The sequence below is a fragment of the Bacillus sp. TCT6 genome, from assembly GCF_056033845.1.
The window spans coordinates 3,334,280-3,361,187 of the sequence record NZ_JBVYHX010000001.1 but is presented as its reverse complement, the minus strand read 5'-3'; the positions used below and the strand labels follow the sequence as shown (position 1 = coordinate 3,361,187).

Sequence of the window (26,908 nt, the reverse complement as noted above, 5' to 3'; positions counted from 1 at the left end):
AGTAATTTACATAAATAAAAAACAACAATAGGTTATGTAACCTATTGTTGTTTTTTATTATTTTTGCAAGGAAAGATTATCAAAATATGTTCTGTAAGTATTAGAGAATTCAAAGTTGTTTTTTGCATCCCAATTAATAGACCAAGACATTAGGCCGCGGAATGCAGGATAGCCACTCTGATTTGAAAGTTTATACTTTCCTCCGAAAGGAATGCCCTTAATGATATAATCTAAAGCTTTTTTCATTTCAGTTGGAGAAATGTACCCGCCACTTGGAGCGGCCGCTGGAGCTGCAGGAAGTCCAATCATGACTTGATCCGAACGAAGAGCTGGGAAAATGTTATTTGCATTACCACCTACAGGAAAACCATGTAAGAGCATATCCGCCATAGCGACTTCGTAGTCTGCAGTACCTTGATTGTAGTTATTACCGTCCATTCCAATCCCGCTACCAGCATTGTAGTGTTGAACGTGAATGTATGTTAGTTTATCTTTCACTCCATAAATAATTGGTAAATATGCACCCCAGATGCTTCCGTATGCGCTATAACCGCCTTGAACATAAGCTGTTTCAGGAGCCATGCTTAATAGAAAATCTGGACCATAATGATCTGAGATTGTTCGAATAGCTGATATAAGATTTACGATTTGAGGAGTAGTTGGGTTTTTGAAATTAGTGTCATTTCCGTTTAAGTAAATACCCGATTCAAGGTCAATATCTATTCCATCAAAATCATATTTATCAATCAGAGATTGTATGGAATTAATAAAACGTTGCTTAGCGGCATTGTCAGGGAGTAAAACGACCCCATTTTGTCCACCTATTGAAAGAACTACTTTCTTTCCTTTACTTTTTAAATAAGAAATATCTGATTTGAATTCTGCATCTGTACCATATACAGGGGAAAATTCAACAGTGGAACGATCACCACCAGTTTCACCGAAAGATACATTGATTACATCCCATTTTGGTGAAACGTCTCTTAATTTAATAATGCCAGTACCGTTATCGAAGTTATGCCAGTATCCAACGAGTAATTTTGAACCTAAATTGTTTGCTGCTTGTGTTTGGAAAGGGGATAGCGGTAGTAGTAAGAACATTACTAAAATACAACAAAAAAATTTGAACTTGTTTAACATATTAACACTCCTATACAAAAAGTTGTCTAGATGTATAATCTTGTTTATTTAATGATATCTGAAAATTCTTTCTTTTGTAAGAGGACTATAATTTTCTCAACAATTGTGTATGGGAAAGTATTAAACCTAATGAAATAATTTTTGAAGGAGATTGAATTGCAATTGTTAAATTCAGAATATTTTGATATATTTTAAAGTATAGGACAAAATCTTTCGCACAGTACTCTTACATAAATTTCAAAATTTAGTTTGGAAGGGGATGTACAAGAGTTGGATAAAAATCTTAAGAAAGACCTCAAAATACGCCACATTACAATGATCTCAATTGGTGGCGTAATAGGAGCTGGTTTGTTTGTTGGAAGTGGTGCGGTTGTGCATTCGGCAGGACCTGGTTCTATCGTTTCATATGCATTAGCAGGGCTTCTAGTTATTTTCGTTATGAGAATGCTGGGGGAAATGGCAGCTATTAATCCGACAAGTGGTTCATTTGCAACATATGCAAGAGAAGCAATTGGTCCATGGGCAGGTTATACAATTGGGTGGCTATATTGGTTTTTCTGGGTAATTGTTATTGCAATAGAAGCTACAGCAGGTGCTGGTATTATTCAATACTGGATTCCGGAAATCCCACTCTGGTTATTAAGCTTAATATTAACGATTTTATTAACGTTGACGAATGTTTTCTCGGTGAAATCATTTGGAGAATTTGAATATTGGTTTTCATTTATTAAAGTAATAAGTATTGTTTTGTTCCTTTGCTTAGGTCTTGCTGTTATTTTAGGATTTGTACCAGGAACGGAAGCACCTGGCACTTCGAATTTAGTAGGGCAAGGAGGGTTTATGCCAAATGGTATAAGTTCGGTGTTACTTGGAATCACCGTCGTTATATTTTCATTTATGGGATCTGAGATTGTTGCTGTAGCCGCTGGAGAGTCTGCCGAACCTGTAAAAGCAGTAAAAACAGCAACAAATAGTGTGATTTGGCGTATTCTCGTATTTTTCATTGGATCGATCGCTGTAGTTGTTACACTCCTTCCGTGGAATTCAGCGAACATACTAAAAAGCCCATTTGTGGCGGTATTGGAACATATAGGGATACCAGCGGCAGCACAAATTATGAATTTTATCGTTTTAACAGCTGTACTTTCTTGTTTAAATTCGGGTTTATATACGAACTCAAGAATGCTTTTTTCAATGGCAGAAAGAGGAGATGCACCAAAGGCATTTTTGAAATTGAATAGTAGTGGTGTTCCGGTTCGGGCGGTTTTATTTGGAACTTTCTTTGCTTACATTGGAGTTGTTTTTAGTTACATATCTCCAGATAAAGTATTTTTATTTTTAGTGAATGCATCTGGCGGTATTGCATTACTCGTTTATCTCGTTATAGCAATTTCACATTTCAAGATACGTAAAAAAATGGGGAAAGCAGAACAACAAAATTTGAAAGTGAAGATGTGGCTTTTTCCATATGTAACATATGTTACAATTGCTGCGATTATAGCAGTTTTAGTTGCAATGATCGCAATTGAATCTTTACGTTCACAGGCACTATTAACGATGCTTGTTACTCTTCTTATAATAATTTCTTATTTTATTTTTAATAGAAATAAAAATAGTACAGTATTGAATTCCGAAAGTAAAAATGAGGAATCTGTTCGATTCTAATTTCTTGTTTTAGAAGAGAGTTACACCCAATCATTGCTATAAAAGAATCATAGAAACAAGTAATTACTATTGTCATAGTGAATATAAACTTTTTTCTTGACTTTTTATACGAAGGCGAGCAGAATGGTAAAAAAGGAAGGGGGGATGATGTTGGAAGAGTACGTATTAGAGCTGTATAACTTGTTATATACGACAGAATGGCAAGATATTGTTTCGTTTCTAGGAATAGTATTTTGCATGAAAATTGTAATTGTATATATGGAAGAGCAAGGTATGTTCTATTCCTTCTCATCTCCGTTCGATGTGCAGCGCGAGCCGTTGCTAAACTATGCCAATGTGAATTACGAACAATTTCCTTTTGTACTATTCTTTATGATTCGATTTATAACAGCAATTGTAAAGAAGAAGGAAAGTGATGATGAAGAGTGCCACGCAACTTGTAAGGTAGCTAATGTTTTTTAAGCTAAATACAAGGAGGAGATTTATATGTGGTTTCGATTTCTTATGATTGGTTTCTTTTCATTAACAGCAATTTCATTAATGGGATATCAAGTGTCTGAAATTTTTCAAGCATATAGCGATACATTTTTTAACAAAAATTAATCGCGTTGCTATTTGAATAATAAAGCGATAAAATCCTTCTTAAGAAGTTTTATTAAGAAGGATTTTTTTCTTTGTCTTGTCTTGCTGTGTCAAACTATTGTCACATTTACACTGTGAATAATATGTTAAAATAGTGAGGTTATGTATACATACTTGAAGGAAGAGGGAGTGACCATTTTGGTGAATCAATCAACAAATCAGAAAAGCTATGCTCCTATTGTGATAACGCTTTCTGTAATTGTAAATGCGATTATTTTATTTTTGTTCTTTGGACCTGTTGGCTATGAAGGAGAAGTACATTTTGATGTAACAATTTTACCAATGTTAAATGCGATTTTTAATAGCTTTACGTTCGTATTCTTATTAGCAGCTTTATACTCTATTATTAAAAAGAATGTGAAAATGCACCGTGGTTTTATCCTCGCAGCATTTACAACGACGTTGCTATTTTGTGTTTCTTATTTATCGTATCATTACTTGGCGCCAGCAACACATTTTGGCGGAGAAGGGTTCATTAAATATGTGTACTTCATTATTTTAATTACGCATATTATCCTTGCTGCAATTATTGTACCACTTGCATTGTTTGCACTTGTATTTGGTTTTACAAATCAATTAACACGTCACCGTAAAATTGTACGTTGGACGATGCCAATTTGGTTATATGTAAGTTTATCTGGTGTTATTGTTTACTTAATGATCTCACCTTATTATCAATAAAAGTCTCAGCCCTTAGGCTGGGGCTTTTTTGTTAAGCAAATCTTTTTGTGAAATGAAAAAAATATGGTATACAAAAGTATAGTTGCTTTTCATATAGAAGGGATGGTAAAGAAATATGCAAAATTTTGTATTTCGTAATCCAACGAAACTTATTTTCGGTAAAGATCAATTAGAACAGTTAAAAACTGAAATTCCACAGTTTGGTAAGAAGGTTCTTCTCGTATATGGAGGAGGCAGTATTAAAAGAAACGGTATTTATGATAATGTAATTTCTATTTTAAAGGATATTAATGCAGAAGTATTTGAATTGACGGGTGTTGAACCGAATCCTCGTGTATCAACTGTAAAGAAAGGGATTCAAATTTGTAAAGATAATGGAGTTGAATTTATTTTAGCAGTTGGTGGAGGAAGTGTAATCGACTGTACGAAAGCGATTGCTGCTGGTAGCAAATATGATGGAGATGTATGGGATATTGTAACGAAAAAAGCATCTGCTAGTGAGGCATTACCATTTGGCACTGTACTTACTCTTGCTGCGACAGGTTCTGAAATGAATGCAGGCTCGGTAATTACAAATTGGGAAACGAATGAAAAGTATGGATGGGGAAGCCCAGTTACATTCCCGCAGTTTTCAATTTTAGATCCAGTTCATACTGCATCTGTACCGAGAGATCAAACGATTTATGGTATGGTAGATATTATGTCACATGTATTAGAACAATATTTCCATCATGGAACGAATACAGAACTACAAGACCGTTATTGTGAATCTGTTTTAAGAACAGTCATTGAAACAGCACCTAAGCTTTTAAGTGATTTAGAAAATTATGAGCATAGGGAAACAATTTTATATTGCGGAACGATGGCGTTAAATGGCATTTTAGCGATGGGAGTAAGAGGTGACTGGGCAACTCATAATATTGAACATGCAGTTTCTGCTGTTCATGATATACCGCATGGAGGTGGGCTTGCGATTTTATTCCCGAACTGGATGAAACATGTTGTAGAGGAAAATGTAAGTCGTTTTAAACAGTTCGCTATTCGTGTATTTGATATAGAAACAGATGGCAAAACAGATAAAGAAGTGGCGTTAGAAGGAATTGAGGCACTGCGTCAATTTTGGACTTCAATTGAAGCGCCAGCAACATTAGCTGATTACGGTATTGGAGAAAATGAAATTGATATAATGGCTAATAAAGCGATGGTGTATGGTGAATTTGGTAACTTTAAAAAATTAAATAAAGATGATGTTCTAAGTATATATAAAGCTTCTTTATAAGTGAATTTAGAAAAGAAACCTATTTGATTGTTTGATCGAATAGGTTTCTTTTTTGCTGTTTATAAGCGTTTATGAATGTTTGTGATTATTTTTGACTGTTTGTGGTTGATTTTTGTGACCGTTTTCATTATACTGTAATCAAAGAAGAGGTGAATAAAATGTTAACTCCTGAACGTCATCAAATGATATTGCAACTTGTAAAAGAACAGAAAGTTGTAAAATTACAGCAATTAGTTGAAAGAACAGAAAGCTCTGAGTCGACAATTCGCCGTGATTTAGCACAATTGGAAAAGCAAAGGTTATTAAAAAGAGTTCATGGTGGTGCCGCTGTTTTAACAGGAAAAGGGCAAGAACCAACGATGGTTGAAAAATCATCCAAAAACATTCAAATAAAACAACAAATTGCTAATTATGCGGCTAGCGTTGTTGAACAAGGTGATTGTATTTATTTAGATGCAGGGAGTACAACATTTGAAATGATTCCATTTTTAATCAATAAAGATGTTACTGTCGTTACGAATGGACTTATGCATATTGAAGCTTTAGTTGAAAATAATATTCGTGCGTATTTACTAGGCGGAATGATGAAGAGTAGGACGAAAGCTTTAATCGGTGCTATGGCACAGGAAAGTATGCAGAAGTATCGCTTTGATAAATGTTTTTTAGGTGCAAATGGTGTACATGAACAGCTTGGCTTTACAACGCCAGATCCAGAAGAAGCGCTCCTAAAACAAATGGCATTAACATTAGCAAACGAAGGATATTTCTTAATTGATGAAAGTAAGTTTTCAGAAGTTGCGTTTGCGAAAATTGCAAATGTTGAAGATGCAAATATTATTACAAACCATTTAGAAATTGATTTAGAAAAATATAAAAAACAAACCAATGTAATTGAGGCTGATAAACAATGATCTATACAGTTACTTTAAACCCATCTATTGATTATGTAGTGCAAGTTCCTTCTTTTGATTTAGGAACAATAAATCGAGCGGAGAAAGATATGAAGTTTCCTGGAGGAAAAGGAATTAATGTTTCTCGTGTTCTTCAGCGTTTAGGTGTTAAAAATATAGCACTTGGATTTACTGGTGGATTTACTGGTCAATTTATTAAAGAGGTATTACAGACGGAAGGTGTAACAACAAACTTCGTCCAAGTAGATGAAGATACTCGCATTAATGTGAAAATAAAAGGGAAAGAAGAAACAGAATTAAATGGCCAAGGTCCTATTGTAACAAAAGAGCAGTTCGAACAGTTAATGAAAAAAATTGAGAGTATGCAACCTGGAGATTGTGTTGTACTCGCTGGGAGTGTACCAGTCTCTATTCCAAGTACCTTTTACGAATCAATCGCTGCGTTTGGAGCTGAAAAAGGTATTCGTGTAGTAGTAGATGCAAGTGGAAGTGCACTGCAACATGTAATTAAAAATAAGCCGTTTTTAATTAAGCCAAACCACCATGAACTTGGTGAGTTGTTTGGAGTGGAGCTTTCAACAGTAGAAGACATTTTACCTTATGGAAGAAAATTAATTGAACAAGGTGTAAAACACGTTATCGTATCGATGGCTGGAGAGGGAGCTTTATTATTTACGGCAGAAGGTATATATGAAGCGACTGTTCCAAAAGGTGTTGTAATTAATTCAGTTGGGGCCGGAGATTCTCTTGTTGCAGGGTTTGTAGGCAAATATGAACAGACAAAAGATATTGAAAAGGCATTTCAATACGGCGTTGCAACAGGGAGTGCAACAGCATTTTCAGCTGATTTATGTAAGAAGGAAAAAGTAGAAGAATTATTGTCGCAAGTAATTGTAGCTAAGCGATAGGGGGAAGCAACATATGAAAATTACAGAACTATTAAAAAGGGATACAGTCATTATGGATTTGACAGCTTCAAATAAAGAAGCTGTCATAGATGAATTAGTTGAGAAATTAAACGGGGCAAATCGTTTAAATAGTAAAACGGAATTTAAAGAAGCTATTTTAAAGCGGGAGTCCCAAAGTACGACTGGAATAGGGGAAGGTATTGCAATACCTCATGCGAAGACAAAGGCTGTTAAACAACCATCGATTTGTTTTGGTAGAAGTGTAAGCGGTATCAATTATGAGTCGCTTGATGGACAACCGGCACACTTATTCTTTATGATTGCTGCAAGTGAAGGAGCGAATAATACTCATTTAGAAACGTTGTCTCGTTTATCGACATTATTAATGGATGAAGGGTTTCGCAAGCAACTATTAGAAGCGAAGGATGAAAGTGAGCTTCTTCAACTATTTGATGAAAAAGAGAATGAAAAAGAAGAAGAGATTGAAGTTGCAAAACCAGAAGGAAATGAACCGTACGTACTTGCTGTTACAGCTTGCCCAACTGGAATCGCTCACACATATATGGCGGCGGATAGCTTAAAAGCAAAAGCGGCAGAGTTAGGAATAGCGATTAAAGTTGAAACGAACGGATCAACAGGTATTAAAAACGGTTTAACGAAAGAGGATATTGAACGTGCAACAGCTATTATTGTTGCGGCAGATAAACAAGTAGAAATGAATCGTTTTGCTGGTAAACATGTCATTCAAGTGCCAGTTGCTGATGGGATTAGAAAAACGGAAAATCTGCTTAAACGAGCTGTCAAACAAGATGCACCAATCTTTAAAGGTGTAAAAGAGGATGGGAAAACAGAAAGTATTGAGAGAGAAAAAGGATTAGGAATTTATAAGCATTTAATGAGCGGTGTAAGTAATATGCTTCCATTCGTTGTTGGTGGCGGGATTTTAATAGCGCTAGCATTTTCGTTTGGTGGTATAAAGGCGGAAGGTCCTTTAGCTGAATTGTTCATGTCAATTGGTGGAGGAAAAACAGGTGCGTTTTTATTCCTTGTACCAATTTTAGCTGGATTTATTGCAAGCTCTATTGCTGATCGTCCTGGTTTTATGCCTGGTGTTGTAGGTGGATTTTTAGCGGCGAATGCGAATGCTGGATTTTTAGGTGGATTAATTGCTGGTTTCTTAGCTGGATATGTTGTTTTAGGGTTAAAAAGATTATTTTCAGGACTACCAGTACAATTAGAAGGAATTAAACCTGTTTTGTTATATCCAGTCTTTGGATTATTGATTACAGGAGTTGTAATGCAAAAAGTAGTAATTCCGCCTGTAGTAGCATTAAATGAAATGTTGACAGGGTGGTTAAATGGTTTAAATGGTACGAATGCTATATTACTAGGTCTTATTTTAGGTGGTATGATGGCAATTGATATGGGTGGTCCAATTAATAAAGCGGCATTTACGTTTGGTATTGCTGCAATAGAAGCACAGAATTTTGGAGTGCACTCAGCAGTTATGGCTGGTGGTATGGTACCGCCACTTGCGATTGCATTCGCAACTACATTCTTTAAATCAAAGTTTACAGAAGCGGAACGTAAATCTGGTTTAACAAATTATATTATGGGAGCATCGTTCATTACAGAAGGTGCGATTCCGTTTGCAGCTGCAGATCCGGTTCGAGTAATCGTAAGTTGTGTTGTTGGTTCAAGTATTGCAGGTGCGTTATCTATGTTATTCCAAATTACATTACCGGCACCGCATGGTGGATTATTTGTAATAGCATTAGTAAATAAACCGTTACTATATATTTTCTCTATATTAATTGGAACGATTGTCTCGGCTATTATGCTAGGTGTTTGGAAAAAGAAAGTTCAATAACAAATGAAAAGAGAGTAGCTTTTAGTAGCTGCTTTCTTTTTATTACAAAAAAATAGGTTAACAATGGAATATTGATGATTTTTGGTAAAAGATGTAATGAATTTTGGGTTTTTTGTAACAAAAAAGTAACACTGTAATTTTTTCTGGAAAAAGTTCTTGTGCTCGTATGTAAAAAATATATGAAAACCATTGGAGATTGTATTAAAAATACATTTTATTAATATGGAAATTTATGTTACAGCTCATTAATCGTATATTACGAATGCTTTGTAATTGTGTGATTTCTAAAAATTCTAAAAATCTGTTGCTATAATGAAAATACGAAAACAAAGCAAATGGAGGCTATTCATGAAAAAATTATTAAGTATAGCAACAGCAGCAGTTTTTGGTCTTGGGATTTTTGCAGGTTCTGCTAAAGCGGAAACAATTGTAACGACAGACGTATTAAATGTTAGAGAAAACCCAAATGTAGAGTCAAAGCTTGTAGGTAAAGTGTTAAGTGGGAATACACTAGATGTTATAAATACAGAAAATGGATGGACAAAAATTAAGTTGAACGGTAAGGAAGCGTTTGTAAGTGCTGAGTTTACAAAGAGCACATATTATGTAACGGCGGGCGTATTAAATGTTCGTGCTGGAGCGAATACTGATTCTGAAATTTTAGGTAAACTTAATAAAGGTGATGTGATTGAAACGACGAATCAAGTTCAAAATGAATGGTTACAATTCGACTACAATGGAAAAGTCGGATATGTTCACGTGCCATTTTTAACAGGAACGGCACCTGTAATTGAAAAGAAAGAAGTTGTAGCTCAAGAAGAAGCGCCGGCTAGAACAAATACGCCGGTTAAAAATAATACAGCAGTTAAGAATAAAGAGTCTGTTAAGAGTAACGATTCTATTAAGAAGGTAGAATCAAGTAAACCTGTGGTAAAAGAAAAGCCGGCTGCAAAACCAGTTGCGAAATCTACTGAAACAAGTGCGCCTACTGGTGGTCGTGAAATTACAGTAGAAGCGACGGCATATACAGCAGATCCGAGTGAGAATGGTTCGTATGGTGGTCGTGTATTAACTGCAATGGGGCATGATTTGACAGCAAATCCAAATATGAAAGTAATTGCTGTTGATCCGAAAGTAATTCCGCTTGGCTCAAAAGTATGGGTAGAAGGATATGGAGAAGCGATTGCTGGAGACACTGGTGGTGCGATTAAAGGAAATCGTATTGATGTATTAGTCGGTTCAGATGGTAGTGCTAATAGCTGGGGGCGCAAATCTGTAAAAGTGAAAGTTATACAATAGGTTATCGATATTAATATAAAAAGCGGTTGCTTGAAATTATGTAAGCAGCCGCTTTTTATGGATTATTGAAATGGATAAATAGTTTTACCTGTAATAATTTTATATGCACTGCAAAATTGCGTTTGTATATATTCTGTATTTTTATTTTCTACATGTAATGTTGTTTCATGGAGAGTAGAATGAAAAGCCCGTAGTAAACAATTTAGGGCGAAGTATAATTCCTCTTGTGAACAATTTTGTTCTTTTGTAGAAGTAGCTAAAATGAGGTCTTTTGTCAAAGATGAAAAATTGATGGTGGATTGTTTCATAGTTAACTCATCCTCTCGAAACTATTTTTATCATGTATATGCAGAATTGGACAAACTATGTTCTTTTTTATATGTAATTTCATGTACCGAAATGAAAGAACTTGCAATCATGCCGTTAAAATTGGTAAGATTGGGTATAATCAATAGATGGAGTATATTACATAAAGAGAGTTGAATGATATGGGAGAATTGCAACGTGAAAAAGTTGCTGTCATCATTGGACCAACTGCTGTTGGAAAGACGAAGTTAAGTATCGATCTTGCCAAAGCGTTGAACGGTGAAATTATTAGTGGTGATTCCATGCAGATCTATCGAACGATGGATATTGGAACTGCAAAGGTAACAAAAGCAGAGATGGACGGAATTCCACATTATATGGTCGATATAAAAAATCCGGAAGATTCATTTTCTGTCGCGGAATTTCAAGAACGTGTTCGCAAGCATATTCAAGAAATTACAGAACGTGGTAACTTACCAATTATAGTTGGTGGAACCGGTCTTTATATACAATCTGTTTTATTTGATTATCAGTTTACAGATGATGCTGGTGATGTGATATACCGAGAGCAAATGGAAAAGTTAGCTTTAGAACGCGGTGTGGAATATGTACATAAAAAATTGCAAGAAGTAGATCCAGAAAGTGCAGAGCGTATTCATGCAAATAATGTACGACGTGTCATTCGGGCGTTAGAAATTTTCCACACGACGGGTGAAAAAATGAGTGACCAAATTGAGAAACAAGAAAAAGAGTTACTCTATGATGTTTCATTAATTGGCTTGACAATGGATCGAGAAATGCTATACGATCGCATTAACTTACGAGTGGATTTGATGATGGAACAAGGCCTATTAGAGGAAGTAGAAGGGCTGTATAATAGAGGGATACGAGATTGTCAATCTATTCAAGCGATTGGATATAAAGAAATCTATGATTATTTTGAGAATCGAGCCTCTTTAGAAGATGCGGTATCACAATTAAAGACGAATTCGCGTCGTTATGCAAAGCGTCAATTAACGTGGTTCCGTAATAAAATGGATGTCACGTGGTTTGATGTTACAGACGGTGAAAAAACGTCAGAAATTTTACGATACATAGAAGGAAAGTTACAAGTAAAGTCGAATAATAGTAAGTAGAGAAAAAGAGGAGGATTCGACATGAAGCAATCAATCAATATTCAAGATCAGTTTTTAAATCAACTCCGTAAAGAAAATACGTTTGTTACGCTGTACTTATTAAATGGTTTCCAGCTTCGTGGACTAATTAAAGGATTTGATAATTTTACAGTCCTACTGGAAACAGAAGGTAAGCAACAGCTTATTTATAAACATGCAATTTCTACATTTGTACCACAAAAAAATGTTTCAATTGAATTAGAATAGTAATGAATTATTGTACATAACAAAAAAAGAGCGAGTTTGAAGTGACCCCTAAAAGTTAGACACGGTTATTTGATTAGGCAGCTTGATAAAAGTGAGTCCGGTATTGTACCGGGCTCATTTTTAATTTTGCCTTAATCCGTTTCGTATTATAATAATCTATATATTTTTCTAATTCTATTTTAAAGTGCTCTACATTTTCAAATTCTTTTATGTAGAGGAACTCCGACTTCATAATCCCAAAGAAATTTTCTATTACTGCGTTGTCGTAACAGTTGCCTTTTCGAGACATACTCTGGACGATAGCTCTTGATTCAAGTGTACGGACGTATTGTCTCATTTGATAATGCCACCCTTGATCCGAATGCATCAGTAGCTGGTGCGTTTCAGGTAAACGTTCCAATGCTTTCTCTAACATGTCTGAAACAAGCGAATACGTCGGTCTAGAACCAATTGTATAGGTAATAATTTCACCATTATACAAATCTAATACAGGTGATACATACAGTTTTTCTCCAAACAATTTAAACTCTGTGATGTCTGTTACCCACTTTTGATTCGGTGCATCTGTATGAAAATTACGCTCTAAAATATTAGGTGCAATTCTACCGACTTTTCCTTTATAGGATTTATATTTCTTCATACGCACAACACACTTTAACCCAAGCTCTTTCATAATGCGCTGAACCTTCTTGTGGTTCACTTTCTGGCCACGATTCGTTAATTCATCACGAATGCGACGGTAACCATAACGACCTTCATTTTCCTCATAAATCGCTTTAATCTCAGCTTTCAAATCGGCATCTACATCTGGACGATTCATTTTCTTTACTAAATCATAATACGTGCTTCGAGGAATAGTAGCTAGCTCCACGAGTGCCTTCACCGAATATTTATGCCTTAATTCATAGACTACTTGCGCTTTGTCTTGTTTTGTGATTTTTCCTTGTTTTGAACTAAGGCATTTAACTTTTTTAAGTACTCATTTTCCATCTCAAGCTGTTTAATGCGTGCTTCAAGTGCTTCGACTGACCCTTCAGCTAAATGTTGTTTTAATTGTTTATTTGAATCTTTTTTCATGGATGGACGCCCCTTTTTCTTAGATTGAAGGGCATCAATTCCTTGTGTTTCGAGCTGTTTTTTCCAAACAGAAATCGTTGAAGGGGCAGGAATATTAAAGATAGCTGCCGTCTCAAATAAGGACATACCGTTTTCAATCATAAAGTTTAGTACGTCTAGTTTAAATTGTTGTGTGTAATTTGTACATCGTTTTAGAAAAGCTTCCAGACCATTCTGTTTATATTGGTTTACCCAATTCAAAATGATTGTGTCACTTATACCGAGCGATCTACCCATTTCTCGATAACTTTCATTTCCGTTCAAATAACGTAGAACGATTTGTATTTTTTCATCAGCTGTAAATTTAGCCATAGAAAAACCGCACCTCCAATTGTTAGACTGTGTCTAACAATTGGGGTGCAGTTCAGTTTCTCGCTCTTTTTTTATTTGTCATAAACAATATATAGTGAAATTTAAGCGATTCTAAATACAGTAAGGCGGATGTTAGTATTTCCTGTCGCAGGAATCGTAATCTCATTAAGAGTAGATTGGACAGAAATTCTTGCACCAGCTACTAATGTTTCGATTGTAGTAAATGAAAGTGAGTCGCCTATTAAATTTGAAGAGAAATTATCAGTTGCGACTGCTCCATTAATTGAAATTCCTACTCCGAGTGGAGCGCATCCTGGCGCAGTTGTAGAAATGGATACGCTAATTACATAAATACCACCGTTGATAACAGTAACTGTATCTGTGCCGTTGAAGATAATATTGTTTACGTTAATTGCAGTACTAAAAATAAAGTTATTAAATTGCAGTACTGTTTGCTGAATATTGTTTGTTACAACAATTGTTGCTACAGGGAAGCTAGGTCCAGTTGGCCCAGTAGGTCCGGTAGGCCCACCAGAAGGTCCAGTAGGTCCAGTAACTCCTATACCAGTAGCGCCGGTAGCACCCGTTGGTCCTTGAATGCCTTGAGGTCCGGTAGCGCCGGTAGCACCCGTGTTACCTTGAACACCTTGAGGTCCAGTGGCACCAGTAGCACCTGTGTTACCTTGAACACCTTGAGGCCCAGTAGCGCCAGTAGCACCAGCAGGTCCTTGAACACCTTGAGGTCCAGTAGCGCCGGTAGCACCCGTGTTACCTTGAACACCTTGAGGTCCAGTAGCGCCGGTAGCACCCGTGTTACCTTGAACACCTTGAGGTCCAGTGGCACCCAGTAGCACCTGTGTTACCTTGAACACCTTGAGGTCCAGTAGCGCCGGTAGCCGTGTAGCACCTTGAGGTCCAGCACCAGCAGGTCCTTGAACACCTTGAGGTCCAGTAGCGCCGGTAGCACCCGTGTTACCTTGAACACCTTGAGGTCCAGTAGCGCCGGTAGCACCCGTGTTACCTTGAACACCTTGAGGTCCAGTGGCACCAGTAGCACCTGTGTTACCTTGAACACCTTGAGGTCCAGTAGCGCCGGTAGCACCCGTGTTACCTTGAACACCTTGAGGTCCAGTGGCACCCGTAGCACCTGTGTAGCACCTGTGTAGCGCCGGTACCTTGAACACCTTGAGGTCCAGTAGCGCCAGTAGCACCTGTGTTACCTTGAACACCTTGAGGTCCAGTGGCACCAGTAGCACCTGTGTTACCTTGAACACCTTGAGGTCCAGTGGCGCCGGTAGCACCCGTGTTACCTTGAACGCCTTGAGGTCCAGTAGCGCCAGTAGCACCCGTGTTACCTTGCAGGTCCCAGTAGCACCCGTGTTACCTTGAACACCTTGAGGTCCAGTAGCGCCAGTAGCACCTGTGTTACCTTGAACACCTTGAGGTCCAGTAGCACCTGTGTTACCTTGAACACCTTGAGGTCCAGTAGCGCCAGTAGCACCTGTGTTACCTTGAACACCTTGAGGTCCAGTAGCGCCAGTAGCACCTGTGTTACCTTGAACACCTTGAGGTCCAGTAGCGCCGGTAGCACCCGTGTTACCTTGAACACCTTGAGGTCCAGTGGCACCCGTAGCACCTGTGTTACCTTGAACACCTTGAGGTCCAGTAGCGCCGGTAGCACCCAGTGTCCTTGAACACCTTGAGGTCCAGTGGCGCCGGTAGCACCTGTGTTACCTTGAGTACCTTGAGGTCCAGTAGCGCCGGTAGCACCCAGGTCCTTGAACACCTTGAGGTCCAGTAGCGCCAGTAGCACCTGTGTTACCTTGAACACCTTGAGGTCCAGTAGCGCCAGTAGCACCTGTGTTACCTTGAACACCTTGAGGTCCAGTAGCGCCGGTAGCACCCGTGTTACCTTGAACACCTTGAGGTCCAGTGGCACCCGTAGCACCTGTGTTACCTTGAACACCTTGAGGTCCAGTAGCGCCAGTAGCACCAGCAGGTCCTTGAACACCTTGAGGTCCAGTGGCGCCGGTAGCACCTGTGTTACCTTGAACACCTTGAGGTCCAGTAGCCCGTAGCACCTGTGGTCCTTGAACACCTTGAGGTCCAGTGGCACCCGTAGCACCTGTGTTACCTTGAACACCTTGAGGTCCAGTGGCACCAGTAGCACCCGTGTTACCCTGAACACCCTGAGGTCCAGTAGTAGCAGAAGGTCCGGTAGTCCGGTTACCTTGAACACCTTGAGTCCAGTAGCACCCGTGTTACCTTGAACACCTTGAGGTCCAGTAGCGCCGGTAGCACCAGTAGCACCTGTGAACACCTTGAGGTCCTTGAACCACCTTGAGGTCCAGTAGCACCGGTAGCGCCTGTGTTACCTTGAGGCCCCTGAGCGCCGGTAGCGCCAGTAGCACCTGTGTTACCTTGAACACCTTGAGGTCCAGTAGCACCGGTAGCGCCTGTGTTACCTTGAGGCCCCTGAGGTCCGGTAGCGCCGGTAGCACCAGCAGGTCCTTGAGCGCCTGTATTGCCGGTAGCACCTGTGTTACCTTGAGGCCCCTGAGGTCCGGTAGCGCCGGTAGCACCAGCAGGTCCTTGAGCGCCTGTATTGCCGGTAGCGCCTGTGTTACCTTGAGGCCCCTGAGGTCCAGTAGCACCGGTAGCACCCGCAGGTCCTTGAGCGCCTGTATTGCCGGTAGCGCCTGTGTTACCTTGAGGTCCCTGAGGTCCAGTAGCGCCCGTGTTACCTCGAGGTCCAGTGGCACCAGTAGCGCCTGCTGGTCCAGTAGGTCCAGTAGGTCCAGTAGGTCCGGTAGGTCCTTGAATGAACGAAGCAGAATTAACTAGAGCAGTTTGTAATGCTGCTATTAATTTAAGAAGCTCTTGAAGTGTGCAAGGGTCAATTCGGAATAATTTTGTAATGTATAGTAAATAGTTAATGAGATTTTGAAGCTCAATAAATACAGCGCTTGCTACAAAGGTTGGATTTCTTAATATAGTTATTAAGTTTTTAATAATAGCTAACCCTTGTGCTTTCAGGGAGGAAGTAGCGTCTAGTGAACAAATAAATTTACTTAGTAGGTTCAATGTATCGATTAGATCTTCAATGTTTTGGGGAGATGGATTTGCGAAAAGTTTTGGGATTATTTTTGTTAAATCAATAATAATCGCACGAAATGTTCTAAGTTGAGCTTTAGTAATTGGGATTGATGGAGTATTTGGGATTCGTCCGGCGCTACTTGGAAAGCATGGTTTGGAGAATTTGTTTTGACTGTCGTTATAACGAGACATTAAATCTCTCCTTTCTCATGAAAATGTGAACGAAACTCATCATAGTAGATGCAGAAATTAGTTAAATGGTCATAGTAAAATCGTTTGTTTAAAGAAAAAATAGAAAAAACGCCTTACAATAAGGCGTTTTTTCTATTTTCTGCGTATTGATAATATCGCTTTAATGAAATTTTTGATTTGAATCCAGCGAGTTTTATAATTTCTGATTCAGGAGTTTCTTTTTTTATTAAGTTTAAAATATAGGTGTTACGAAAATGTTGTCCTGAAATTCCTTTACGTAAATTGGCTCTAGCCACTTCGAGGCGAATCATTTTTTGTATAGCAATTTCCGTTAATGCCTTTGGTGCATCATTTTCATATACCCACCTGTATGTTCCGCGGTTAAAATCAAATGCGACAAACAATGAATCATCACTATGATACTTAGGACGAACTGGTTCTGGGATACTTTTGTAATAATTATATAGTTGTTTTTTGTCTTCTTTTGCTAATGTAATTGTTCTTTCTACACCTGCGGTTGCTGGGATTGACAATGTGTTAGTTTCAAAGTGAACGTGATGCATTGTTAATGCTGTAAGTTCCTGTAAGGATAAACCGTAGTCGATTAATAAATTTAAAATGGCGATATTGCGATCCATTAATAAAGGGCGCACAGGAAGTTGTTTTTCTGAAAGTCCTTCTAATGAAGTGACTATATACTTTAATCTTTTTTCTTCATCAGGTGAAATGAAATCTTCGTTACGAAGTGTACGGTCTGGTTGAATAGATATTTCCATATTCTTCAATGGATTGGGAATGTTTAGAAAGTGATGCATTCTATTTAGTACAGTAAATACACGATGCATCGTTTTTTCTGAGTAATGTCGATTCGTTTTTAAATCGGAAAAGTAATCTTCGTAGTCTTTTGTACAAAGTGTAGCCCATATATTACTGGAAGGGAGCTTTTTGTTTTTTTCTAACCAATGTCCGAAGTCTTCAACGTCATAAACATAACGTTTAATAGTTGAAGGTTTTCGGCCTTTATTCAATAAAAAAATAGAAAAGGCTTGTATTGTATCATGGAATTCCGTTGTATCCATAGTCCCACCACCTTAATTATTTCTTATATTATAGCAAACTTTTCTGAAAATAGGCATTTACAAGGGGGACAGGAATAATAATATTTGGTGAGTGGATAAAGTGAAACTATAATCAGTGGGGATTTTGTTCATCCTCTGCGATTATTAGTTGAACCAATCGGGCATTTACGGGCGGTTATCTCCCGCTTAAATACCAAGCGTTTGCTGAATGTCGAGGTGGGAGTCTTACTGCCCGCAAATAGCGGGATAAAATGAGGTGATTGTATGGAACAATCGATGCGAAAGAAAAACAACAATCAAATTAATATTGTGTTAAACCATCGAAAGAAAATTTCTTTGCCAGCCACAGAAAATAAAACGGTAATTTCAAATGAAACTACAATTAAACATGAAATGCTGCAGAGAATTGAAGAAGAGATGGGGAAGCTTGTTGGGATGGATGATATAAAAAAGATAATAAAAGAAATATATGCTTGGATTTATGTGAATAAAAAAAGACAAGAGAAGGGATTGAAGTCTGAGAAGCAAGTACTTCATATGTTGTTTAAAGGGAATCCGGGTACAGGGAAGACAACTGTTGCTAGAATGATAGGGAAATTGCTGTTTGAGATGAATATTCTATCGAAAGGCCACTTGGTTGAAGCTGAACGTGCTGATCTTGTAGGAGAGTATATCGGCCATACAGCTCAAAAAACAAGAGACTTAATAAAAAAAGCAATGGGAGGTATTTTGTTTATTGATGAGGCTTATTCTTTAGCTCGAGGAGGAGAGAAGGACTTTGGAAAAGAAGCAATTGATACGCTTGTAAAACATATGGAAGATAAACAACATGGTTTTGTATTGATTTTAGCTGGATATTCAAGAGAGATGAATCACTTTCTTTCATTAAATCCAGGGCTGCAATCTCGTTTTCCATTTATTATTGAATTTGCGGATTACTCGGTAAATCAGCTATTGGAAATTGGAAAGAGAATGTATGAAGATCGTGAATATCAGTTATCAAAAGAAGCTGAATGGAAATTTAGGGATCATTTACATGCGGTGAAGTATTCGTCGCAAATTACATCGTTTAGTAATGGGCGGTATGTACGGAATATTGTTGAAAAATCAATTCGTACACAGGCGATGCGGTTGTTGCAAGAAGATACGTATGATAAAAATGATTTAATTGGAATATCGAGTATGGATTTGATGCTCGAAGAGGAGACGCACAGTACATAAACTGTGCGTCTATTTTTGTGTATAAGTTCGTTTACTCTTTTTTTGCTTTTTCTTGGTGCGCTTTATGGAAGTGTTCCATTTTAGCGCTCTTTTCGTGTGCTGAATTAGGGTCGTGTCCAAATTGGTTTACTGAACTTTTTTGAGCTCCTTTATTAACGTGGTTTGTCATTTGTATTCACCTCACTTTAAAAATTAGTATAAACATTATATAAAGAAAAAATCGTTAGAAAAGAAAAACCTCTTTACGATATGTAAAGAGGTTAGATTGCTATTTATGCATTGAACGTTCTTTCGTTTCGATACGTCTGTGCGGTAAATGCCATTTGTAATGAATAGAAACCATGCGGAAGCAAACAATTAAAATGAATAAAATGTAAAGAGCCCAATCGCTAACAATAATTTGAGCGCCAATTAAGAAACCTGCTAAAATTGTCCAAAAGGCATATACTTCAGCTCGAAGAACGAGAGGTTTTCTGCGGGCTAAAAGGTCGCGAATGATACCGCCGCCGATACCAGTTAAAACAGCTGCCACGATTGTGGCGCTAATTGGTAAATTTAATTTTTGAGCATATAATGCTCCTTGTACAGCAAATGCTGATAAGCCGATAGCGTCAGTGATATTTTCCCACTTTTTCCAATGTCTAATTAACTTATTTGGAAAAAGAAAAATAATAGTCATTGATAAAAGTGCGATTTGGAATAACATGTCTTGTTGCCAAAACGCGACAATCGGATAACCAATTAATAAATTACGAAGGGCACCTCCCCCAAATGCGGTTGCCATTCCTAAAATATACACCCCGAAAATATCATAATCCTCTTCCATTGCAACAATGGCTCCGCTTAGTGCGAAAGCGATTGTGCCTATGATGCTAAAAATCTCCCATGCCATGAATTTTCTCCCCCGCTAACTAGATGAAATGTGCTTCCTCTGCTATTATATTAGAAGGTTTAAATTTCGAAAAGGATGAGTGAACATATTTGATGGAAGAAAAAGAAAAAGTCATATTAGTAGGCTGTCAATTGCCGCAAGATGATGATGAAAAATTTATGCATTCCATGAAAGAGCTTGCATCACTAGCTAAGACTGCGAGAGCGGAAGTGTTAGTTTCAACAACGCAAAAACGACCAAAGTTTCATCCGGCAACTTACATAGGTAAAGGGAAATTAGAAGAGCTTACAATGCTAACTGAAGAATTAGAGCCGGATGTTATTGTATTTAATAATGAATTAACGCCGAGTCAAATTCGGAATTTATCCTCAGTATTAGATGCGAGAGTAATTGATCGAACGCAACTAATACTAGATATTTTTGCGCAACGTGCGAAGTCGAGGGAAGGTAAGCTTCAAGTAGAATTAGCTCAGTTGCAATATACAATGCCACGTCTTATGGGTCAAGGGTTGTCCTTATCACGTCTTGGTGGTGGTATTGGAACGAGAGGACCGGGTGAGACGAAACTTGAGACGGATCGTCGTCATATTCGATCGCGTATTGATGAAATAAAGAAACAACTTGCAGTTGTTGTGGAACACCGAAAAAGATATCGTGAGAGAAGAAAAGACAATAAAGTATTTCAAGTTTCATTAATAGGCTATACAAATGCAGGGAAATCGACACTGTTTAATAGATTAACGGAAGCTAATACGTTTGAAGAAAACCTTCTGTTTGCAACACTAGACCCAACGACGAGGAAGATGCCGTTACCTTCTGGTTATACAGTATTACTAACTGATACTGTTGGTTTTATACAAGATTTACCCACTTCATTAATTGCTGCTTTTCGTTCAACACTGGAAGAAGCGGGGGAAGCAGATGTTATTTTACATGTAGTTGATTCTGCGGATCCTAACTACATAGGGCATGAAAGAACAGTAAAACGATTATTATCAGAACTTGAAATTAATCATATTCCTATTATTACGTTATATAATAAAAAAGATGAATTACATCAAAACTTTATTCCGTTTCCGAAAAGTGATTTCTTAATGACTAGTGCTTTTGAAGAAAGTGATTTATTGCGTATAAAAGAAGCGATAGAAATGAAAATGAAGAAAGAAATGGATCGTTATCGAGTAGAAATCCCTCCGAGTGAAGGTAAGTTATTAACGCTTTTAAAGACGGAAACGCTATTAGCAAAGATGGAGTTTCTGGAAGATAAATTTGTATATGATTGTGCAGGGTATATTTTTACTCATTCATCGCTTAATGTGCAATTAAAGAGATTTTTAGTGGAAGAAGGAGAAAATAAAAATGTTTGATCGTTTGAAAAATGGAGAAAAAATTGCTCCAATCGTAAAAGAAGTAGAGAGTCAGATTACAGAAGTACATAAACGTGCGGATGAAGTAATTGAAAGTAATCAGTTTCGTGTATTAGAAAGTTTTCGTAAACATAAAATTAGTGACTCGCATTTTATCCCGACGACAGGTTATGGTTATGATGATATTGGCCGTGATTCGTTAGAAAAAGTGTATGCTGATGTGTTTGGAGCGGAAGCTGGACTTGTTCGTCCGCAAATTATTTCAGGTACTCACGCTATTTCTACAGCGTTATTCGGTATTTTACGTCCAGGAGATGAGTTATTGTACATCACTGGAAAACCGTATGATACGTTAGAGGAAATCGTTGGCGTGCGTGGGAAAGGTGTAGGTTCATTTAAAGAATATAATATTGGTTACAATGCAGTTCCGCTAACTGAAGGTGGGCTTGTTGATTTTGAAGCTGTTGCAGCAGCGATTCATAGTAATACGAAAATGATCGGTATTCAGCGTTCGAAAGGTTATGCTACTCGTCCATCGTTTACTATTTCTCAAATTAAAGAGATGATCGCGTTTGTTAAAGAAATTAAACCTGATGTTGTTGTGTTTGTAGATAACTGTTATGGTGAGTTTATTGAAGAGCAAGAGCCGTGTCATGTTGGTGCAGATTTAATGGCGGGTTCGCTTATTAAAAACCCAGGCGGGGGAATTGTAAAAACTGGTGGTTACATTGTCGGTAAAGAACAGTATGTTGAAGCGTGTGCATATCGTTTAACATCTCCGGGAATTGGTGCGGAAGCTGGAGCGTCTTTATACAGTCTGCAAGAAATGTATCAAGGGTTCTTCTTAGCGCCACATGTTGCAGGACAAGCGCTGAAAGGTGCAATTTTTACAGCTGCGTTTTTAGAAAAGTTAGGAATGAACACGTCACCAGCGTGGAATGCACCAAGAACAGACTTAATTCAATCTGTTCAATTTGATGATAAAGACCGTATGATTGCCTTCTGCCAAGCGATTCAATATGCATCTCCAATTAATTCGCATTTTACTCCGTATGCAAACTATATGCCAGGTTATGAAGATGATGTAATTATGGCGGCGGGAACATTTATTCAAGGTGCAAGTATTGAATTGTCTGCTGATGGTCCGATTAGACCACCGTATGTTGCATATGTGCAAGGTGGATTAACGTATTCGCATGTTAAAATTGCGATTTGTTCTGCGATTGATGAATTGATTGAAAAGAATTTATTAACAATTTCTTAAAGGGGAGCTGTCGATATCGGCAGCTTTTTTCGTATAAAAGTAACGATTTATGCGATTAGAAAAAAGAATGAAAAAATTTATAAAAAAACATGTAAGAAAAGCTAACATCTATTGACACTAAACATAACATGGTATAAAATGAGAAGCAGTTAAGGCGAAGGAGGAACTGAAAAATGAAAGAAGATAGACGTTCTGCCCCGCTGTTTCCAATTGGTATTGTTATGGATTTAACACAATTGTCTGCACGTCAAATTCGCTACTATGAAGAGCATAATCTTGTTTCTCCAACCCGTACAAAGGGGAATCGTAGATTATTTTCATTTAACGATGTAGATAAGTTGTTAGAGATTAAAGATTTGTTAGATCAAGGCTTGAATATGGCTGGTATTAAGCAAGTGTTACTAATGAAAGAAAATCAAACAGAAGCAGTGAAAGTAAAAGAAGAAACAAAAGAAATTTCAAAAACTGAGCTTCGCAAAATACTTCGAGATGAACTACAACATACAGGTAGATTCAATCGAACTTCATTGCGACAAGGTGACATTTCAAGATTTTTTCACTAAAGATAACTGATTCTGAAGGCGATTAGAGGGACTAAGGAGGAATTTATAATGTCTAGATACACAAAAGAAGATATTTTCCGTTTGGCGAAAGAAGAGAATGTAAAGTATATCCGTTTACAATTTACGGACCTTTTAGGGGTAATTAAAAACGTAGAGATTCCAGTGAGACAATTAACGAAAGCTCTTGATAACAAAATGATGTTTGATGGATCTTCGATTGAAGGTTTCGTACGTATTGAAGAATCTGATATGTATTTATATCCTGATTTAGACACTTGGGTAATTTTCCCTTGGACAGCTGAAAAAGGTAAAGTAGCTCGACTAATCTGTGATATTTACAATGCAGATGGCACTCCATTTGATGGAGACCCACGTAACAACTTAAAACGTGTGTTAAAAGAAATGGAAGCTTTAGGATTTTCAGACTTCAATCTTGGACCAGAGCCAGAATTCTTCCTATTTAAGGTTGATGAAAAAGGAAATCCAACATTAGAATTAAACGATAACGGTGGATACTTCGACCTTGCGCCGATGGATCTAGGGGAAAACTGTCGTCGTGATATCGTTCTTGAACTTGAAGAAATGGGATTTGAAATTGAAGCATCTCACCATGAGGTTGCTCCAGGGCAGCATGAAATTGACTTTAAATATGCAAATGCAATTCGCTCATGTGATGACATTCAAACATTCAAACTTGTTGTAAAAACAATTGCTCGTAAACATGGTTTACACGCAACATTTATGCCGAAACCACTATACGGTGTGAACGGTTCAGGTATGCACTGTAACTTATCATTATTTAAAAATGGTGAGAACGTATTCTTTGATGCAAACGGTGACTTACAACTAAGTGATGATGCTCGTCACTTCATCGCAGGTATTTTAAAACATGCACCAGCATTTACAGCGATAGCAAATCCAACTGTAAACTCATATAAACGTCTAGTACCTGGATATGAAGCGCCTTGTTACGTAGCATGGTCTGCACAAAACCGTAGCCCGTTAGTACGTATCCCTGCATCTCGTGGTATTAGTACACGCGTAGAAGTACGTAGTGTTGACCCAGCTGCAAACCCATATTTAGTAATGGCTACATTATTAGCTGCAGGTCTTGATGGAATTAAAAACAAATTAACTCCACCAGCTGCAGTAGACCGTAACATCTATGTAATGACAAAAGAAGAGCGCGAAGAAGCAGGTATCGTTGACTTACCAGCAACATTAGCGCAAGCGTTAGTTACATTACAATCTAATGAAGTAGTATGCGGTGCACTAGGAGAACACTTACTTGAGCACTTCATCGAAGCGAAAGAGATTGAGTGGGATATCTTTAGAACACAAGTTCACCAATGGGAACGCGATCAATATATGTCTCTATACTAAGAGGCTTGAACCCTTGATACAACTCGTATCAAGGGTTTTTTAATTCCCTATTATTACAATTTTATATGGTTGCAAAATGAAAAACAGCCACATAAAAGCCAATAATTAATAACAAGTAGTGATATCATAGAAAAATATTATCAGATAAATGTAAGTTTTATATAATTTGTGAAATGAAAAAGCCTTGATACTACGGTATCAGGGCTTTTTTAGTGAAGTTATTGGATATGTTAACTACTAGATAATGGATTGTTTTTGGTTATTTTGAATCATGTTACTAAGAAAATCTGTTCAAAAGAATTGATCTTATCTTTTTTAATCACTTGTGCTATAACTTAATAATTCTTTACTGCCTTGTACAACGCGAGCGATGATTTTTATGTCCTCATCTGCAAGGCTATAAGTTTGTGGCTTGTGAATCAGATTATTACTCAATGATATTAACGTAATGATGCTCAGTTATAACACAGTCTTATTCAGAATTTCGTTAGTTCATTTTCTAAATTTAGGGAATAAATATAGTTTAGTACCTTGCAATAAATAATACTAAGTGGTATATTATGGATAAAACAGGTACCGTGTATTGAACAGTACTAAGATAGGAAAGGAGGATGACACTTGAACGTTCAGTTTAAAAAAGGTGTGCTTGAACTTTGTGTATTAGCACTTGTAAAACGTAAAGATAGTTACGGTTATGAACTTGTTCAGCAAATTTCTAATAAATTTTTAATATCGGAAGGGTCAGTATATCCTTTGTTACGTCGTTTGACGAAAGAAGGGTATTTTCAAACGTATTTAAAGGAATCTACGGAAGGGCCACCTCGTAAATATTATCAATTAACAGAGCAAGGGGAGACGCAATTTCATTTGTTAGTAACAGAATGGCGTGATTTTGCGAAAGGGGTACAAGAAATTATTGAAGGGGTGGAATGGGATGAGTAAAGAAGGGTTTCTTAAAGAATTATCAAGTTATCTTAGAAAGTTACCAGAGGAAGAGAGGCAAGATATTTTATTGGATTATGAAGAGCACTTTCAGTTTGGACTAGAAGAGGGGAAAACTGAATCAGAAATAATTCAGGGCCTTGGTTCTCCGAAAGTAATCGCAAAAGAGTTACTTGCGATGTATCGCTTCGATGAAATGAAAAAAAATCCATCGACTTCAAATGTGACAAGAGCTGTTATGGCAGCGATTGGACTTAGTTTGTTTAATTTTATTATTGTGTTAGGCCCGTTAGTCGCAATTGTTGCTTTTATATTTTCTTTTTGGATTGGTGGCATTGCTAGTGTAGTAACACCATTTTTCGTTATTGGAAAAGTATTTATGGGTACTTTTATATGGTTGGATCTTTTCGTTAGTATAACGTTTGTTGGAGTAGGTTTGTTGTTATGTATTATCGCTTTTTATAGTACAAAGTGGTTTAAGAGATTGTGTGTACGATACGTAATATGGAACTTCAAAATGATAAAAGGAGAGTAAATGATGAAAAAACTATTTTTAATCGCTATCGCTTGTATCATTATTGGAGTAATAGGAATTTCCCAAACATATGAAAAAGCAGTACAAACTGCTGAAAAAGGCGATAAAGAAGATGTAATTAAAAACGAAACATTAAAAAATATAGAAGTTAAGTTAGATGCCGGAGATATTGTTATCCAAAAATCTCCTGACTCTTCTTTTTATGTAAAGCAATCAGGAGATGTACGTAAACAAGAGATTCGTATTGCAGAAGATGGTGACACATTAAAAATTATTGGGGAAAGAGAAAAAGGTGCTTCATTTGATTTTTCTTTTTACGATTTTAGGTTCCAAACGTCTAAATTGACTCTCCTTGTGCCCGAACGCTCTTATCAAGATGTAAAAGTAAATTCATCTGCTGGACAAATCGAAATGAGTGATGTGAAAAGTGATAGTGTAAGTGTTAGAACACTTGCTGGAGAAGTAGAGCTGAAACAAGTAACGTCTAAGAATGTGGAGGGATCTACAAAAGCTGGTGAGGTGAACTTTAAAAAAGTAATAGGGAAAGTGACCGCAAAAACAACAAGTGGGGAAATAAATATTCAAGATCATGATTCTAAGTATAATCTAGAAGCAAGTTCAACTGCGGGAGATATAGATATTACTTTATCGGAAAAACCACAAGATGCGGTAATTACTGGGCAAAGTGCTGCCGGAGATGTAACAATTTTTAATGAAGAAAATAATAACGTAACAATTGGAAATGGTAGTAAAAAGATTAGCGGTAAAACGGCTGCTGGAGATGTCACGATTGAAACTCGTTAATAAGAAATAGAGTGCATGGAAATCTATCAAAATACAAAAAGAAGATAATTACCGTATAT

At 37.3% G+C, this 26,908-nt stretch carries 26 protein-coding genes and 1 pseudogene; 18 read left to right on the top strand and 9 right to left on the bottom strand.

What is annotated here, in order from left to right; translation table 11 throughout:
- Positions 1–57: 57 nt before the first annotated feature.
- Positions 58–1,140: a chitinase gene (locus AC0ONG_RS17000; protein WP_000932447.1), complete on the bottom strand. Its 1,083-nt coding sequence runs from the start codon at positions 1,138–1,140 to the stop codon at positions 58–60.
- Positions 1,141–1,410: 270 nt separating this feature from the next.
- On the opposite strand from AC0ONG_RS17000, the gene gabP reads away from it, so the two are divergent.
- The 8 genes from gabP (at position 1,411) to entD (ending at position 10,395) form a co-directional block, all read left to right on the top strand.
- Positions 1,411–2,805, top strand: a complete 1,395-nt coding sequence (gabP, locus tag AC0ONG_RS16995) for a GABA permease (RefSeq protein ID WP_000360101.1) — start codon at positions 1,411–1,413, stop codon at positions 2,803–2,805.
- Between the two features lie 123 nt (positions 2,806–2,928).
- Entirely contained in the window at positions 2,929–3,267 is a 339-nt protein-coding gene (locus tag AC0ONG_RS16990) for a hypothetical protein (protein WP_003309818.1), read from the top strand.
- A 318-nt stretch (positions 3,268–3,585) separates the two neighbouring features.
- The gene (locus AC0ONG_RS16985) at positions 3,586–4,128 is read left to right on the top strand and encodes a DUF420 domain-containing protein (RefSeq protein ID WP_000248061.1); all 543 of its coding nucleotides are present in this window, start codon (positions 3,586–3,588) and stop codon (positions 4,126–4,128) included.
- 115 nt (positions 4,129–4,243) lie between these two features.
- Positions 4,244–5,407 carry an iron-containing alcohol dehydrogenase gene (locus AC0ONG_RS16980; RefSeq protein ID WP_016077363.1) on the top strand — a complete coding sequence of 388 codons (1,164 nt, stop codon included), beginning with the start codon at positions 4,244–4,246 and terminating at the stop codon, positions 5,405–5,407.
- 158 nt (positions 5,408–5,565) lie between these two features.
- Positions 5,566–6,318 (top strand): DeoR/GlpR family DNA-binding transcription regulator, encoded by a 753-nt coding sequence (locus tag AC0ONG_RS16975; protein ID WP_000957288.1) that lies wholly within the window; start codon positions 5,566–5,568, stop codon positions 6,316–6,318.
- The gene (pfkB, locus tag AC0ONG_RS16970) at positions 6,315–7,226 is read left to right on the top strand and encodes a 1-phosphofructokinase (protein ID WP_000640856.1); all 912 of its coding nucleotides are present in this window, start codon (positions 6,315–6,317) and stop codon (positions 7,224–7,226) included. The genes AC0ONG_RS16975 and pfkB overlap by 4 nt, the downstream gene beginning before the upstream one ends.
- Positions 7,227–7,239: 13 nt before the next feature.
- Positions 7,240–9,096, top strand: a complete 1,857-nt coding sequence (locus AC0ONG_RS16965) for a PTS fructose transporter subunit IIABC (protein ID WP_000704609.1) — start codon at positions 7,240–7,242, stop codon at positions 9,094–9,096.
- A 348-nt stretch (positions 9,097–9,444) separates the two neighbouring features.
- A complete protein-coding gene (entD, locus tag AC0ONG_RS16960; protein ID WP_000735454.1) occupies positions 9,445–10,395 on the top strand; it encodes a cell wall-binding protein EntD in 951 nt (316 codons plus the stop codon).
- 62 nt (positions 10,396–10,457) lie between these two features.
- Here entD and AC0ONG_RS16955 read toward each other — a convergent pair whose 3' ends face one another.
- The gene (locus AC0ONG_RS16955) at positions 10,458–10,703 is read right to left on the bottom strand and encodes a hypothetical protein (RefSeq protein WP_000814430.1); all 246 of its coding nucleotides are present in this window, start codon (positions 10,701–10,703) and stop codon (positions 10,458–10,460) included.
- A 180-nt stretch (positions 10,704–10,883) separates the two neighbouring features.
- On the opposite strand from AC0ONG_RS16955, the gene miaA reads away from it, so the two are divergent.
- Together miaA and hfq are read left to right on the top strand one after the other, a co-directional pair.
- Positions 10,884–11,837 carry a tRNA (adenosine(37)-N6)-dimethylallyltransferase MiaA gene (gene miaA / locus AC0ONG_RS16950; protein ID WP_000504289.1) on the top strand — a complete coding sequence of 318 codons (954 nt, stop codon included), beginning with the start codon at positions 10,884–10,886 and terminating at the stop codon, positions 11,835–11,837.
- Between the two features lie 21 nt (positions 11,838–11,858).
- Positions 11,859–12,083, top strand: a complete 225-nt coding sequence (hfq, locus tag AC0ONG_RS16945) for an RNA chaperone Hfq (RefSeq protein WP_000813896.1) — start codon at positions 11,859–11,861, stop codon at positions 12,081–12,083.
- Between the two features lie 73 nt (positions 12,084–12,156).
- Here the strand turns inward: hfq and AC0ONG_RS16940 are convergent.
- From AC0ONG_RS16940 to AC0ONG_RS16920, 5 genes and pseudogenes are all read right to left on the bottom strand, one after another.
- A protein-coding gene (locus tag AC0ONG_RS16940) for an IS3 family transposase (RefSeq protein WP_085959122.1) occupies positions 12,157–13,511 on the bottom strand; the annotation gives its coding sequence in 2 pieces (ribosomal slippage) (positions 12,157–13,058 and positions 13,058–13,511; 1,356 coding nt in all).
- 101 nt (positions 13,512–13,612) lie between these two features.
- Positions 13,613–13,957: a Gly-Xaa-Xaa repeat protein gene (locus AC0ONG_RS16935; protein WP_238328462.1), complete on the bottom strand. Its 345-nt coding sequence runs from the start codon at positions 13,955–13,957 to the stop codon at positions 13,613–13,615.
- A gap of 905 nt (positions 13,958–14,862) precedes the next feature.
- The gene (locus AC0ONG_RS16930; RefSeq protein ID WP_474203620.1) at positions 14,863–15,192 is read right to left on the bottom strand and encodes a hypothetical protein; all 330 of its coding nucleotides are present in this window, start codon (positions 15,190–15,192) and stop codon (positions 14,863–14,865) included.
- A gap of 133 nt (positions 15,193–15,325) precedes the next feature.
- Positions 15,326–16,799: pseudogene (locus tag AC0ONG_RS16925) on the bottom strand (collagen-like repeat preface domain-containing protein); the annotation flags it as partial.
- A gap of 113 nt (positions 16,800–16,912) precedes the next feature.
- Positions 16,913–17,878, bottom strand: a complete 966-nt coding sequence (locus AC0ONG_RS16920; RefSeq protein ID WP_000381624.1) for a tyrosine-type recombinase/integrase — start codon at positions 17,876–17,878, stop codon at positions 16,913–16,915.
- 264 nt (positions 17,879–18,142) lie between these two features.
- Between AC0ONG_RS16920 and spoVK the strand changes: the two genes are divergently transcribed.
- Positions 18,143–19,099 (top strand): stage V sporulation protein K, encoded by a 957-nt coding sequence (gene spoVK / locus AC0ONG_RS16915; protein ID WP_000438196.1) that lies wholly within the window; start codon positions 18,143–18,145, stop codon positions 19,097–19,099.
- 31 nt (positions 19,100–19,130) lie between these two features.
- Here spoVK and AC0ONG_RS16910 read toward each other — a convergent pair whose 3' ends face one another.
- Together AC0ONG_RS16910 and AC0ONG_RS16905 are read right to left on the bottom strand one after the other, a co-directional pair.
- A complete protein-coding gene (locus AC0ONG_RS16910; RefSeq protein WP_000181500.1) occupies positions 19,131–19,268 on the bottom strand; it encodes a hypothetical protein in 138 nt (45 codons plus the stop codon).
- Between the two features lie 99 nt (positions 19,269–19,367).
- Positions 19,368–19,991 (bottom strand): trimeric intracellular cation channel family protein, encoded by a 624-nt coding sequence (locus tag AC0ONG_RS16905; protein WP_000312267.1) that lies wholly within the window; start codon positions 19,989–19,991, stop codon positions 19,368–19,370.
- A 92-nt stretch (positions 19,992–20,083) separates the two neighbouring features.
- Here AC0ONG_RS16905 and hflX point away from each other — a divergent pair, with 92 nt between their 5' ends.
- The 7 genes from hflX (at position 20,084) to AC0ONG_RS16870 (ending at position 26,849) form a co-directional block, all read left to right on the top strand.
- Positions 20,084–21,358 (top strand): GTPase HflX, encoded by a 1,275-nt coding sequence (gene hflX, locus AC0ONG_RS16900; protein ID WP_000391414.1) that lies wholly within the window; start codon positions 20,084–20,086, stop codon positions 21,356–21,358.
- Positions 21,351–22,622, top strand: a complete 1,272-nt coding sequence (locus AC0ONG_RS16895) for a methionine gamma-lyase family protein (protein ID WP_000460287.1) — start codon at positions 21,351–21,353, stop codon at positions 22,620–22,622. The genes hflX and AC0ONG_RS16895 overlap by 8 nt, the downstream gene beginning before the upstream one ends.
- A gap of 173 nt (positions 22,623–22,795) precedes the next feature.
- The gene (gene glnR / locus AC0ONG_RS16890) at positions 22,796–23,185 is read left to right on the top strand and encodes a transcriptional repressor GlnR (RefSeq protein WP_000656783.1); all 390 of its coding nucleotides are present in this window, start codon (positions 22,796–22,798) and stop codon (positions 23,183–23,185) included.
- 48 nt (positions 23,186–23,233) lie between these two features.
- The gene (gene glnA / locus AC0ONG_RS16885) at positions 23,234–24,568 is read left to right on the top strand and encodes a type I glutamate--ammonia ligase (protein WP_000092763.1); all 1,335 of its coding nucleotides are present in this window, start codon (positions 23,234–23,236) and stop codon (positions 24,566–24,568) included.
- A 618-nt stretch (positions 24,569–25,186) separates the two neighbouring features.
- The gene (locus AC0ONG_RS16880) at positions 25,187–25,510 is read left to right on the top strand and encodes a PadR family transcriptional regulator (protein ID WP_001102628.1); all 324 of its coding nucleotides are present in this window, start codon (positions 25,187–25,189) and stop codon (positions 25,508–25,510) included.
- Complete coding sequence (locus tag AC0ONG_RS16875; RefSeq protein WP_000031386.1) at positions 25,503–26,045, top strand: DUF1700 domain-containing protein; 543 nt, start codon at positions 25,503–25,505, stop codon at positions 26,043–26,045. The genes AC0ONG_RS16880 and AC0ONG_RS16875 overlap by 8 nt, the downstream gene beginning before the upstream one ends.
- Complete coding sequence (locus AC0ONG_RS16870; protein ID WP_003279471.1) at positions 26,046–26,849, top strand: DUF4097 family beta strand repeat-containing protein; 804 nt, start codon at positions 26,046–26,048, stop codon at positions 26,847–26,849. It begins immediately after the preceding gene.
- The last annotated feature ends 59 nt before the right edge of the window (positions 26,850–26,908 follow it).

Excerpts from the sequence above, each read along its gene's own strand:
- spoVK (WP_000438196.1), top strand. The coding sequence starts at position 18,143 with ATGGAACAATCGATGCGAAAGAAAAACAACAATCAAATTAATATTGTG.
- miaA (WP_000504289.1), top strand. The coding sequence starts at position 10,884 with ATGGGAGAATTGCAACGTGAAAAAGTTGCTGTCATCATTGGACCAACT.
- pfkB (WP_000640856.1), top strand. The coding sequence starts at position 6,315 with ATGATCTATACAGTTACTTTAAACCCATCTATTGATTATGTAGTGCAA.
- glnA (WP_000092763.1), top strand. The coding sequence starts at position 23,234 with ATGTCTAGATACACAAAAGAAGATATTTTCCGTTTGGCGAAAGAAGAG.
- AC0ONG_RS16895 (WP_000460287.1), top strand. The coding sequence starts at position 21,351 with ATGTTTGATCGTTTGAAAAATGGAGAAAAAATTGCTCCAATCGTAAAA.
- AC0ONG_RS16990 (WP_003309818.1), top strand. The coding sequence starts at position 2,929 with ATGGTAAAAAAGGAAGGGGGGATGATGTTGGAAGAGTACGTATTAGAG.
- AC0ONG_RS16920 (WP_000381624.1), bottom strand. The coding sequence starts at position 17,878 with ATGGATACAACGGAATTCCATGATACAATACAAGCCTTTTCTATTTTT.
- AC0ONG_RS16905 (WP_000312267.1), bottom strand. The coding sequence starts at position 19,991 with ATGGCATGGGAGATTTTTAGCATCATAGGCACAATCGCTTTCGCACTA.
- entD (WP_000735454.1), top strand. The coding sequence starts at position 9,445 with ATGAAAAAATTATTAAGTATAGCAACAGCAGCAGTTTTTGGTCTTGGG.
- hflX (WP_000391414.1), top strand. The coding sequence starts at position 20,084 with ATGGAAGAAAAAGAAAAAGTCATATTAGTAGGCTGTCAATTGCCGCAA.
- AC0ONG_RS16870 (WP_003279471.1), top strand. The coding sequence starts at position 26,046 with ATGATGAAAAAACTATTTTTAATCGCTATCGCTTGTATCATTATTGGA.
- AC0ONG_RS16980 (WP_016077363.1), top strand. The coding sequence starts at position 4,244 with ATGCAAAATTTTGTATTTCGTAATCCAACGAAACTTATTTTCGGTAAA.
- AC0ONG_RS16975 (WP_000957288.1), top strand. The coding sequence starts at position 5,566 with ATGTTAACTCCTGAACGTCATCAAATGATATTGCAACTTGTAAAAGAA.
- hfq (WP_000813896.1), top strand. The coding sequence starts at position 11,859 with ATGAAGCAATCAATCAATATTCAAGATCAGTTTTTAAATCAACTCCGT.
- AC0ONG_RS16875 (WP_000031386.1), top strand. The coding sequence starts at position 25,503 with ATGAGTAAAGAAGGGTTTCTTAAAGAATTATCAAGTTATCTTAGAAAG.
- AC0ONG_RS16955 (WP_000814430.1), bottom strand. The coding sequence starts at position 10,703 with ATGAAACAATCCACCATCAATTTTTCATCTTTGACAAAAGACCTCATT.
- glnR (WP_000656783.1), top strand. The coding sequence starts at position 22,796 with ATGAAAGAAGATAGACGTTCTGCCCCGCTGTTTCCAATTGGTATTGTT.
- AC0ONG_RS16965 (WP_000704609.1), top strand. The coding sequence starts at position 7,240 with ATGAAAATTACAGAACTATTAAAAAGGGATACAGTCATTATGGATTTG.
- AC0ONG_RS17000 (WP_000932447.1), bottom strand. The coding sequence starts at position 1,140 with ATGTTAAACAAGTTCAAATTTTTTTGTTGTATTTTAGTAATGTTCTTA.
- AC0ONG_RS16910 (WP_000181500.1), bottom strand. The coding sequence starts at position 19,268 with ATGACAAACCACGTTAATAAAGGAGCTCAAAAAAGTTCAGTAAACCAA.